The organism is Limnobacter sp. G6BE5S (assembly GCF_058448965.1).
This window is the reverse complement of record NZ_JBZFLM010000001.1, coordinates 471,543-483,692: the sequence shown is the minus strand read 5'-3', so window position 1 is coordinate 483,692 and position 12,150 is coordinate 471,543. Positions and strand designations below refer to the sequence as shown.

Sequence of the window (12,150 nt, the reverse complement as noted above, 5' to 3'; positions counted from 1 at the left end):
GTGTTCAAGAATCAAGCAAACGCGCTTTGCGCTCGGCTCGAATGAAAATGTCGACCGCCTGACCTTTGTTTTTGGCGCCCAATCGAAGAAATATTTCCTTGATGTGGCCACGCACCGTGTCGGGGCTGATGTCCATTTCACGCGCAACCTCTTTGGCGGATAAACCCCCTGCAGTTTTGCGCATGATTTCAACCTGTTTCCAGGTCAGGGGTTTGTCAGATCCCGGAGCATAAATATTGGAATGGTATTCATTAGCGACTTTTTCAGAGCCTTTGGGCATCTCGTCAATTACGCCTGCCTGTATCAGCAGGTTTTGAAGGGCTCGAAGCAATTCAGGATAGGTGCTGGCCTTGTTCACATAGAAATAGCCTGCGCGTTCGGCTTCACGCGCCAGGTTCTTGTCCAGCACGCCGGAGCAAATCAGTTTTGGGCACTGCGGAAACAACACGGCAAAGGTGTTGATGGTGTTCACACCCTTGGAATCCGGAAGGTCTAGATCGGCAATAACCAGATTGGGTACAGCCTGAACTGCCCGGGCTTTTTCCATACTTTCAACCACAATGATCTCACTGTGGGTGACCAGCTGATCGATCATGTCCGCCAACATGATTGAGATCATCGGATGGTCTTCCGCGATCAAAATCGTGGGTTTGTCCGTCTGCGAACCCATGTTTGCATGCCCTGTTTTTTCTAGTGTCATTCGGGCATTGTACTGCGAAAATTTAGAGCCGTGCCTGTGGGCTTGTTTGTGCCATTAGCTGTTCCCGGCTTCCCTGAATGGCAGCCTGAATTTTAGGTACCAGTTTCTGGGCCACCTTTTCACCCTCCAGCAAGAACTCATGACGCTGGTCAAGGTTCAATGCATCGGCGTGTTGCACGCTCGGTTGAATCACTACATCGGCTCGCGCCAATTCAGCACGAATGGCCTGCTGACTCAAAATATTGATGCTTTGGTCCAGCAGCCCCCACCATCCCATGGCACCCGCCCCTGTGCGCGGTTTGGCAGAAATATCGACCGCAATCACCACATCGGCACCCATCTCGCGCGCCGTTAATACCGGCACTGGGCTTACCAAGCCCCCATCCACAAACTGACGTTTTCCAATGCGGGTGGGCAAAAACACGTTCGGAATACTGCAGGAAGCACGCACCGCCTGCCCGGCATTGCCATAGTTAAACGCAACCTTCTCACCGCTTTCAAGGTCGGTGGCCACGGCCGCAAAACGAATTGGAAACTGATGAATTGCCTTGTTCTTCACCTGCGTATTCACGTACTGCTGCAACTTGTCGCCGATCAAAAACCCCTGGCTGCTCAAAGTCAGGTCACGAATATCGGCTTCCTGCATGCCCAATGCCACACTTTGCAAAGTGTAGGCATTCATGCCACTGGCGTACAAAGCGCCCACAAAACTGCCTGCGCTGGTTCCCACCACGATGCTGGGCTTAATGCCGTGGTTTTCCAAAACCTTGATCACGCCCACATGGGCGAAGCCCTTTACACCGCCGCCACCCAGCACCAACGCAATCACCGGCTCACGGGTTTTGGGCGCAACCGGATCTTGCGCCTGTGCGGCGGGTACAGGTTCAGGCACGGGCGCCATGGGTGGCGCCACAGTGGCGCAAGCCGACAAGGTCAAAGCCAGCAACAAAGTCCACACACTGCCAAAAGGCTTGTTTTTCATACACATAGTTCTAAAACCGTTTCAAGAGCCCGATGCTACCGCAGCGCAACAAATTTGGGTTGACAATATCCACTAACGGCAAAGGCATGTGCCGGTTTACGATGAACTTGGCCAAGCTCATTGGGTCCTAGAAAGGGCCGTGTAAGTTCAATACCGGCTTAATAGAGTCACACTGGGAGCCACCATGCAAGACCGATTCATACCATTGGGGACGACATGAATCACGCAATCATTCCGATTGCCAAGGCTGTTGACTTTGCGCAACAACACCGCCGTGCGCCCAAAGGCCGTCAAACAGACCCGCACCATATTTCCTCGGTACTTACCATATTGGGCCACCAGAAATTGCGCCGCGATTTGTTGATTGAGTACCTTCATCAATTGCAAGACCACCTGGGTTGTTTGCCCAAAAGCCACTTGGCAGCCTTGGCGCAATGCCTGAATTTAAGTCAAACCGAAGTGTTCGAAGTGGCCACTTTTTATCACCACTTTGATGTTGTCGAATCCGGAAACGCTATCCGCCATGCGCTCACCGTGCGGGTGTGCAATGGCCCAACCTGTTGCATGGCGGGTGCAAACTCCTTGATCGACACACTGCCAGCATTGCTTGGAAGCACAGTACGGGTTCAAGCCGTGCCCTGCATTGGTCGTTGTGAACAGGCACCTGCTGTTGCAGTGGGTCAGCATGAAATGGGGTGGGCCAATCACCATGACATTATGGAAGCCGCCTTTGGACAGCACACCAAAGCCTTGCCGCTGCCCTATACCAATTTGACCGCTTACTTGGCCGAAGGTGGCTACCACGTGTTGCAGGAATGCACGGCCAACCAGCGCACCGTTGAATCGGTGATCGACACCCTGTCCAATTCAGGCTTGCGCGGCTTGGGCGGTGCCGGTTTTCCGGCCGGGCGAAAATGGGGCATTGTGCGCGACCAACCCACACCTTGCTTAATGGCCGTGAACATCGACGAAGGCGAACCCGGCACCTTCAAAGACCGCACCTACCTCGAGAACAATCCACACCAATTTCTGGAAGGCATGCTGATTGCCGCCTGGGCCGTGCAAGCCAGTTCCATTTACATTTACCTGCGCGACGAGTACCACGCCTGCCGGGCCATGCTGGAGGCCGAACTGGCCGCACTCAAAGCCCAACCACCCATGCCCAACATGCCCAGTATTGAATTGCGACGCGGGGCGGGTGCTTACATTTGCGGCGAAGAATCTGCCATGCTGGAATCGATTGAAGGCAAACGCGGCTTGCCCCGGCTACGCCCGCCCTATGTGGCACAAGTGGGCTTGTTCAACAAACCCACCCTGGTTCACAACTTTGAAACCCTGTACTGGGTGCCTGCCATTCTGGAAAAAGGCGCAACGTGGTTTTCAGAACAAGGGCGCCACGGACGAGCGGGCCTGCGTTCCTTCTCCGTGTCGGGGCGGGTCAACAAACCCGGTGTGCACCTGGCACCTGCGGGTATCACGCTCAACGAATTGATTGCCGAGCATTGCGGCGGCATGCAAGCCGGGCACACCTTGTACGGCTACCTGCCGGGCGGGGCTTCAGGGGGTATTTTGCCTGCGGTGCTGGCCAACATACCACTTGATTTCGACACCTTGCAGCCCCACGGCTGCTTCATCGGTTCAGCGGCCATTGTGGTGTTTTCTCAAGCCGACAGTGCCGTGGGCATGGCCCGCAACCTGATGCGTTTTTTCGTGCATGAGAGCTGTGGCCAATGCACACCCTGCCGGGCTGGCACAGCCAAAGCGCTCGAATTGATCAATCAACCCCAATGGAATGTGCCATTGCTTCAAGCACTTTCCGCCGTGATGCGCGATGCCTCGATTTGCGGCCTGGGCCAAGCCGCCCCCAACCCCATCGATTGTGTAATTCGCTACTTTCCACACGAAATTGAACACACAACATGCGGTGAGCAAGCATGAATGCCTCGCAAATGATCCGCCTTCAACTCAATGGGAACACCGTTCAGGCGTTACCGGGAGAAACCTTGTTGCAAGTCGCACAGCGGGAAGGCATCGATGTGCCTCACCTGTGTTTCCAGGCAGGCCTTGAAGGGGCCGGCAACTGCCGCGCCTGTGTGGTGGAGGTGGAGGGTGAAAGAACATTGGCGGCCTCGTGCTGCAGACAGGTGTCGACCGGCATGGTCGTGAACACCCAATCGGACAAAGCAGTTGCTGCGCAAAAAATGGTGCTTGAATTGTTACTGGCCGACATGCCGGAACAAAACCCGGCAAACCCGCTAAAAGCCGACAATGAACTGACCCACTGGTGTCAAACCATGGGTGTGAAGGGCAGCCGGTTTAATGCTCGCAAATCTGTGCCTGTTGATCATTCACATGTCGCCATTGCCGTGAATCTGGACCACTGCATTCAATGCACCCGCTGCGTTCGAGCCTGCCGGGAAGTGCAGGTTAATGACGTCATTGGCCTGGCTTATCGGGGCGAGCAAGCCGCCATTGTGTTCGATCAGGGCGATGCCCTGGCGCAGTCCACTTGCGTAGCCTGCGGCGAATGCGTGCAAGCCTGCCCTACCGGAGCACTAAGCCCCGCACAACCAGCGGCCCGCCAGCAGGCGGACAAAACCGTGGATTCAGTTTGCCCATATTGTGGTGTCGGCTGCCAACTGACTTATCACATCAAAGACAACACCCTGATCCGTGTGGAAGGGCGCCAAGGCCCTGCCAACCAGGGTCGCTTGTGCGTGAAAGGCCGCTATGGCTTTGACTATGTACACCATGAACAACGCCTGACCCACCCACTTGTTCGCCGTGAAGGCGTTCCCAAGAACCCGGTCAATCTGCTGGATCCAGAACAGGTGAACCAGGCCTTTCGCCAAGCCACCTGGGACGAAGCGCTTGACGTGATCGCCAGCAAGTTCAAACACATAAAAACCACCCACGGCAGCCATGCACTGGCTGGTTTTGGTTCAGCCAAGTGCAGCAACGAAGAAGCCTATTTGTTTCAAAAACTGGTGCGCACCGGCTTTGGCACCAACAATGTGGACCACTGCACCCGCTTGTGCCACGCATCGTCAGTGGCCGCCCTACTAGAAGGCATTGGCTCCGGCGCGGTGTCCAACCCGGTGATGGATGTGAACCAGGCCGAGGTAATTTTCGTGATTGGTGCCAACCCCACAGTGAACCACCCAGTGGGCGCAACATGGATCAAAAATGCCGTGAAACAGGGCGCCACATTAATATTGGCCGATCCCCGCCGTTCAGACCTTGCCCGCCATGCCGCGCATTTTTTGCAGTTCAACGCCGACAGTGATGTGGCCCTGTTGAATGCCTTGCTGCACGTCATCATCGACGAAAACCTGATCGACGCAGAATTCATTGCCACCCGCACCGAGGGCTTCAAGGAATTGAAAGCCAATGTCGCCGCATGCACCCCCGAGGCCATGGCCCCGATTTGCGGCATCTCACCCAATGAATTGCGCGCAGTGGCCCGCCTTTATGCCAAATCAAAAGCCTCCATCATTCTATGGGGCATGGGCATTTCACAGCACACCCACGGCACCGACAACGCGCGGTGCCTGATTTCACTGGCATTGATCACCGGGCAACTTGGGCGGCCCGGCACAGGCCTTCACCCTTTGCGCGGACAAAACAATGTGCAGGGTGCATCGGATGCGGGGTTGATCCCCATGATGTACCCCGACTACCAACGGGTGTGCAGTGCCGAAGCACAACAGCGGTTCGAAGCCCTGTGGGACACTCCGCTAAGCAACACGCCAGGGCTCACCGTGGTAGAAATCATGCAAGCCATTCTTGCCGGTCAGGTAAAGGGCATGTACATACTGGGTGAAAACCCCGCCATGTCCGATCCTGATTTGAACCACGCCCGCAAGGCACTTGCTGCACTCGATTTTCTGGTGGTTCAGGATATCTTCCTCACCGAAACTGCAACCTTGGCCGACGTAGTTTTGCCCGCCAGCGCCTTTCCCGAAAAAACCGGTACTTTCACCAACACCGATCGCGTGGTGCAACTGGGTCAACAGGCCATCGACCCACCCGGGCAAGCAAGGCAAGACCTCTGGATTATTCAAGACATTGCCCAAAGGCTGGGCCTGCCCTGGAATTACCAAAACGTTGAAGAAGTATTTGATGAAATGCGCCATGCCATGCACAGCATTGAAGGCATCACCTGGCAACGCCTGCAACGCGAACACGCTGTGGTGTACCCCTGCGCCCACGAGGGCGATGCCGGCGAAGCCGTGGTGTTTACAGACCGCTTCCCGACGCCAAACGGCAAGGCGCGCCTGGTGCCTGCGCAGTACCGCGGCGCAGCCGAAACACCCGATGCCGAATATCCTTTTGTATTGATCACCGGACGTCAACTGGAACACTGGCACACGGGCAGCATGACCCGTCGCGCCAGCGTACTCGATGCCATAGAACCCGAACCCACCGCGCTGTTGCACCCCAGCGATTTAAAAGCCATGAACATTGCGGCGGGCAACATGGTCTGGCTTCAATCCCGTCGCGGCGAAATAGGGCTTTTCGCAAGGGCCGACCAAGGCACACCACCGGGACATGTCTTTGTGCCATTTTGTTATGCAGAAGCCGCGATCAACAAACTCACCCACGCAGCGCTCGATCCCGACGGCAAAATTCCCGAATTCAAGTACTGCGCTATTGCGGTGCACAAAAAACAGGGAAAACCCTGAGTTTGTCAAACTTTATTGAATAAAGTGACACCCAATGGGTGATACCTGTTTGCCCGCTTTTGGACAAAGTCACAGTTTGTGACATGTTTAAGGTCAAATAAGAACTGAAGCGCACCTGAAATGTGCATTCTGGAGACCTGTCGTGGCCTTGCAAATTACAGCCTCACCGAACCTGATCACACCCGCGCTTGATCGCGGGATGAAAAACAATATAGCGCGCAAATCTGGCAACAAACATGTCAGTGGCGACACCTACAAAAAACGCACCGCTTGGAAAAAAATATGCGACTTTGCAAGTTCCACACGTGCTATCAATGTGGTCGGCAAAGCGCATTTTGAATCGAAGCAATACTGCGAGGCTGCAATTCTTCGAAAAGACTTCCAAGCCACGCAAAAATCAGTTGCCTTGGGCCGCGACCTGACCGACGAAGAGTACAACGACACCGTCTGGAATTCTGATGGTGTTCAAAGCCGCTTAATGCGCGAAGACTATATTCGTTACAGCCCGAATTACTACGACAAGGAAAATGGCACCACGTCTCGCAACCTGTGGGCCCGCCGATTTTCAAAGGTAAGCCATGTGCTGCATGGCATGTGCGAAATGAACGCAGCCCCCACTGGCATGACCTACAACACCATGCGCAATACCGGCACAAGTGGCGTTGATGAAAAAAGCACCAAAAACAAAATACTCATGTTCGGCTTGTTGGGGTTCATCGGTGTCGGCACCACCGAATTATTGAAGTGCATTCGAAGTGCCTCTGAAAACACAGCGACTTTTTTGGGGCAAGGTATTCTGGGTTTACTGATTGCGTTCCCGATCGCTTCCTCTGCGCTTGGTTTTTTGGGTTTTTGTAGCGGCATGGCCAGCCAAATTGCAGTTCAAAAACACAAAGTAAACCCAAAACAACAAAAAAACCTGTCCAAAGACGTCAGTGAAAATCTTCAAAAAATTCTGTCACAACTCAAGTCAATCAAAGACAAGCCCGAACTAGTCAAGGTCATGGCCCAAGCCATGCAAGGCAAGCATCACATTCTGAAAAAGATCAAAACCGACAGCCTGGACAAACACGGTATTCCACACATACTGAACAACGCACTTTCAGCAATCGACCCAGCAAAAAGTGACCTTGAAAACATGCATTCCCTTAAAACTGCGCTGGGCGAATATTTACAGGTCGACAAACCACCGAGCGAGTCAGCCACCTTGTGGGCACGTTACCGTTACGCCAAAGCGGTAACCACCAAAGAAAGTCATTATGTTGCACTGGCCAGTACCATTGACCACATGGAAGTTGCCAATCCCCACGCGAAAGCCATGAAGGATGCCCGGCGGCAAACAGAAGAAATTCTTGCCCCGGCAATCCACAATTTTGCCCTGAAAACACTTGCCTACCCCGCAGCTTTGCTGGATCGCGTGGCCAACACCAACATTGCGCCCACCTTGCGGAAATGGGCCAGTGAAGACTACCAAAAGGCACAAATTAAAAAAATGAATGACCCAAGCCGGGCCTCAAAAAACTGTTTCAAAGGTGAATACATGGCCAAAAATATTCACCAATACGGGCCTGTAACCCGGGCATGCATCAAAATTGCTGAAGGTATGCGCTTGTTCAACATGAACGTGGTTTTGGCATCAAATGCCAACCTGTCACGAATCTTCAACAACATGGCTCTTTTCATCAACAACTCCGTAGGTACCAGCCCAGCTTCTCGATCCATGTGCAACAGTCTTGGGCGCTTTTTCGGAGGTGCTGTACTTGCCATCATTTTCGGTACTTTTATCCCGATCGCAGCAGACGCCTCAGGCAGTCCCTCCACGGTCAGTACCAACGGGAATTTTCCGGTTGATTTTTCAATGACCAACATCGGTATCCTCATGTTCTTGCTGTCTGCCCCCACATTGATGGTCCAAGGTTTGGCGCACCTGGCTGCACGCGTAGAAGGCTGGAACGGCAATATCAACAAAACTGTTCCGCACGGTGTACCGGCATTTAAATTTTCACGTTAGTTTTTGCCTGTGTTATCCAAGTCTGCAATAATCAACTTGTCGTCATAGCAACTTCGCGGAAACTATGAAAACAAGTACCTTCGAACTGGTCGATGCACAAAGGGTTCCCAAACCCATTGCCGACATGTTGCGCAACGCTGGCATTCGTATCAACGGCTCGGCTTCTCACGATATCCAGATTCAAGATGAACGCCTCTTCAATGCCGTTTTAAGTCATGGTTCTTTGGGGCTTGGTGAGGCCTACATGAACGGCTGGTGGCAAGTGCCGCAGCTTGATGAAATGATGTTTCGATTAATGCGAAACAACGCTGACGAACACACCAAAGCCTGGACCAAAATGCAGTGGCTAATGCTGGCCTTGCGCGAAAAAGTAATCAATCTGCAAGCACCCACCCGCGCGTTTCAAGTGGGCGAACACCATTACGACACCGGCAATGATTTGTTCGAAGCCATGCTCGATCCACTCATGATTTATTCTTGCGGCTATTGGGAGCATGCTCAAAATCTTGAAGAAGCACAGCTTCACAAACTCGACATGATCTGTCAGAAACTTCAACTTCAGTCTGGCGAAAAGTTATTGGACATCGGCTGCGGTTGGGGAGGACTGGCATGGTACGCCGCAACACATTACGGTGTGCAGGTGTTGGGTATTACCGTGTCAAACCAACAGCAACAATATGCCCGCGCGCGTTGTGCAGGCTTGCCTGTAGAAATTGAGCTGATCGACTATCGTGACCTGCAAGGCCAATTTGACAAAGTCGTGTCAGTAGGAATGTTTGAACACGTGGGTCTTAAAAATTACCCAGCTTACTTCGATGCGGTACAACGGCTTATGAAGCCTGATGGACTTTTCTTGTTGCACACCATTGGTGGTTTTGATAAAACCGACGCCACCGATCCCTGGATAGACAAGTATATTTTTCCGAATGGAAAAATTCCCTCGCCCGGCGAAATCGCCGAACACCTGGATGGCAAGCTGGTGCTCGAGGACTGGCATAACTTTGGCACAGACTATGACAAAACCTTGGTGGCCTGGCATGTCAACGTCGAAAATGCATGGCCCGCACTGAAAGCAAATTACGATGAACGTTTTCGCCGGATGTGGACTTATTACCTATTAACCTGTGCAGCGTACTTTCGCGCCAGAAAGGGCATGTTGTGGCAGCTGGTGTTTAGCCACCGCGAACGCCCATCTGTTTACAGAAGCACGCGACCAAGATTTTAAACGTCGATATTCCCGGCTTTCAAGGCATTGCTTTCAATAAACGCGCGTCTTGGCTCAACTTCGTCGCCCATCAAGGTGGTGAAAATTTGATCTGCTGCAATCGCATCTTCAATCTGAACACGCAGTAAACGGCGCACTGCAGGGTCCATGGTGGTTTCCCAAAGCTGCTGTGGGTTCATTTCACCCAAGCCTTTGTAACGCTGTTTCGAAATTGATTTTTCGGCTTGTTCACGCAACCAGTGCATGGCTTCACGGAAGCTTTGTACTGCCTGTACCTTCTGTTTTTCACCTTCACCGCGTTGCATTTCTGCACCTTCGGAAATCAGGCCTTTGAAGGTTTTTGCGGCGTGAGACAACAAGGGATAATCCGCGCCATGTACAAAATCAGGATCAATTGTTGTTACACGAACATTGCCATGGTGGCGGCGGTGAATCAGAACACGGTGCTTATCACTTTGCTCATCAAACTGCGAAAACACGGTCATGATGGTTGGGTCGAGCACCGCTTGCAACCTGGCAGCACTCGCTTTGGATGCTTCCTCGTTGTCCAGGTCCAGCTCCACACCTTCCACAATTGCATTGAGCACATCGGGGTCGATCATTCGGCTTAAACGGCGCACCACAGCTTCAACGGTTACAAACTGGCGGGCCAGTTCTTCCAGTGCCTCACCTTTAATGGGATCTTTGCCTTCACCCGGAATCAGCGCGGCCTTTTCCAAAGCAATCGCCAACATGTACTGGGCTTCTTCCTGATCGTCTTTCAGGTAACGCTCATCCTTGCCGTGCTTCACTTTGTAAAGCGGTGGCTGCGCAATATACACATGGCCATGCTCAACCAATTCCGGCATCTGGCGATACAGCAAGGTCAACAGCAATGTACGAATGTGTGCGCCGTCCACGTCCGCATCGGTCATGATGATGATTCGGTGATAACGCAACTTGGCCAGGTTGAAATCGTCTTTCCCAATGCTGGTACCCAAGGCCGTAATCAAAGTCGTGATTTGTTCCGAGGTGAGCAGCTTGTCAAAACGTGCTTTTTCAACGTTCAGTACCTTGCCGCGCAATGGCAAAATAGCCTGGAATTTGCGATCACGACCCTGCTTGGCCGAACCGCCCGCGGAATCACCCTCGACAATGTAAATTTCACATTTGGCTGGGTCACGCTCCTGGCAGTCTGCCAGCTTGCCTGGCAAGCCAACGCCATCCAACACGCCTTTTCGACGTGTCATGTCTCGCGCTTTGCGCGCGGCTTCACGTGCGCGTGCCGCTTCTACAATTTTCAGGCAAATCAGCTTGGCATCGTTCGGGCGTTCTTCAAGATATTCGCTGAGCACTTTGGCCACAATGTCTTCAACGGGTGCACGCACCTCGCTTGACACCAGCTTGTCTTTGGTTTGACTTGAAAATTTTGGCTCGGGTACTTTGACTGACAACACGCAGCAAAGACCTTCGCGCATGTCGTCGCCAGTCACTTCCACTTTTTGTTTTTTGGCAATCTCGTTGACTTCAATGTACTTGCCAATGACGCGAGTCATTGCCGCACGCAAACCCGTCAGGTGCGTACCACCATCACGTTGTGGAATGTTGTTGGTGAAACACAGCACCGCTTCATTGAAACCATCGTTCCATTGCATGGACACTTCCACACCAATGCTGGTGCCGGGAATGCCGCCGTAAGTTTCGGCCGGGCGTTCACCCGCCGCATAAAAGGTGTTCGGGTGCAAAATTTTCTTGTTGGCATTAATGAATTCAACAAAACCCATAACACCGCCACTGCCAGCGAAGTCGTCTTCTTTGCCTGTGCGTTCGTCTTTCAAGCGAATACGCACACCGTTATTCAAAAAGCTCAGTTCGCGCAGGCGCTTGGCCAGAATTTCATAGTGAAAATCGTAGTTTTGCTGAAAAATTTGTGTGTCGGGCAAAAAGTGAACTTCTGTACCGCGTTTGTCGGTGGTGCCCACAACTTTCATGGGTGACACATCAAAGCCGTCTACTTGCTCGATAATCCGGTTCTGCACAAAACCACGTGCAAACTCAAGCTGATGAACCTTACCGTCGCGACGAACAGTCAGGCGCAGCCAACTGGAAAGTGCGTTTACACAACTCACACCCACACCGTGCAAACCACCGGAAACCTTGTAACTGTTTTGGTTGAATTTGCCACCAGCATGCAATTCAGTCAGTGCAATTTCCGAAGCAGAGCGCTTGGGCTCATGCTTGTCATCCATTTTCACGCCGGTTGGAATACCCCGGCCGTTGTCGGTCACACTGATCGAGTTGTCAGCATGAATGGTCACCACGATGTCATCGCAATGTCCGGCCAGTGCTTCGTCAATCGAGTTGTCTACGACTTCAAAAACCAGGTGGTGCAGGCCCGTACCATCGGACGTGTCGCCGATGTACATGCCGGGCCGCTTTCGCACAGCCTCCAGGCCTTCGAGAATCTGGATTGAACCTTCGCCGTAGTCTGCGTTGTTGCCCTGCACGGGCAAATCACCGCCGTTCTGTGTTTCTGAAGTCATAGGGTGTTGTTGTTTTCGTTTTATT

The 12,150-nt window shown here is 52.8% G+C and carries 7 protein-coding genes; 4 read left to right on the top strand and 3 right to left on the bottom strand.

Annotated elements, in window-relative coordinates; genetic code table 11:
* Positions 1–4: 4 nt before the first annotated feature.
* Positions 5–700, bottom strand: a complete 696-nt coding sequence (locus ACVL1J_RS02350) for a response regulator transcription factor (RefSeq protein WP_491665082.1) — start codon at positions 698–700, stop codon at positions 5–7.
* Positions 701–722: 22 nt separating this feature from the next.
* Positions 723–1,682 carry a patatin-like phospholipase family protein gene (locus ACVL1J_RS02345; protein ID WP_341237031.1) on the bottom strand — a complete coding sequence of 320 codons (960 nt, stop codon included), beginning with the start codon at positions 1,680–1,682 and terminating at the stop codon, positions 723–725.
* A gap of 216 nt (positions 1,683–1,898) precedes the next feature.
* Between ACVL1J_RS02345 and ACVL1J_RS02340 the strand changes: the two genes are divergently transcribed.
* The 4 genes from ACVL1J_RS02340 to cfa all read left to right on the top strand — a co-directional run bounded on the left by ACVL1J_RS02340 (position 1,899) and on the right by cfa (position 9,603).
* Positions 1,899–3,620, top strand: coding sequence for an NADH-ubiquinone oxidoreductase-F iron-sulfur binding region domain-containing protein (locus tag ACVL1J_RS02340; RefSeq protein WP_341237032.1), 1,722 nt, complete (start codon positions 1,899–1,901; stop codon positions 3,618–3,620).
* Positions 3,617–6,367 (top strand): formate dehydrogenase subunit alpha, encoded by a 2,751-nt coding sequence (gene fdhF / locus ACVL1J_RS02335; protein WP_341237033.1) that lies wholly within the window; start codon positions 3,617–3,619, stop codon positions 6,365–6,367. The genes ACVL1J_RS02340 and fdhF overlap by 4 nt, the downstream gene beginning before the upstream one ends.
* 142 nt (positions 6,368–6,509) lie before the next feature.
* Positions 6,510–8,378 carry a hypothetical protein gene (locus ACVL1J_RS02330; RefSeq protein ID WP_341237034.1) on the top strand — a complete coding sequence of 623 codons (1,869 nt, stop codon included), beginning with the start codon at positions 6,510–6,512 and terminating at the stop codon, positions 8,376–8,378.
* Positions 8,379–8,442: 64 nt separating this feature from the next.
* Positions 8,443–9,603: a cyclopropane fatty acyl phospholipid synthase gene (gene cfa, locus ACVL1J_RS02325; protein WP_341237035.1), complete on the top strand. Its 1,161-nt coding sequence runs from the start codon at positions 8,443–8,445 to the stop codon at positions 9,601–9,603.
* Here cfa and gyrB read toward each other — a convergent pair.
* A complete protein-coding gene (gene gyrB / locus ACVL1J_RS02320; protein ID WP_341237036.1) occupies positions 9,600–12,125 on the bottom strand; it encodes a DNA topoisomerase (ATP-hydrolyzing) subunit B in 2,526 nt (841 codons plus the stop codon). The genes cfa and gyrB overlap by 4 nt on opposite strands.
* Positions 12,126–12,150: the final 25 nt, after the last annotated feature.

What these genes read in the sequence shown, in the direction of transcription:
- ACVL1J_RS02345 (WP_341237031.1), bottom strand. Translation starts at nt 1,682, where the DNA reads ATGAAAAACAAGCCTTTTGGCAGTGTGTGGACTTTGTTGCTGGCTTTG.
- cfa (WP_341237035.1), top strand. Translation starts at nt 8,443, where the DNA reads ATGAAAACAAGTACCTTCGAACTGGTCGATGCACAAAGGGTTCCCAAA.
- ACVL1J_RS02340 (WP_341237032.1), top strand. Translation starts at nt 1,899, where the DNA reads ATGAATCACGCAATCATTCCGATTGCCAAGGCTGTTGACTTTGCGCAA.
- fdhF (WP_341237033.1), top strand. Translation starts at nt 3,617, where the DNA reads ATGAATGCCTCGCAAATGATCCGCCTTCAACTCAATGGGAACACCGTT.
- gyrB (WP_341237036.1), bottom strand. Translation starts at nt 12,125, where the DNA reads ATGACTTCAGAAACACAGAACGGCGGTGATTTGCCCGTGCAGGGCAAC.
- ACVL1J_RS02350 (WP_491665082.1), bottom strand. Translation starts at nt 700, where the DNA reads ATGACACTAGAAAAAACAGGGCATGCAAACATGGGTTCGCAGACGGAC.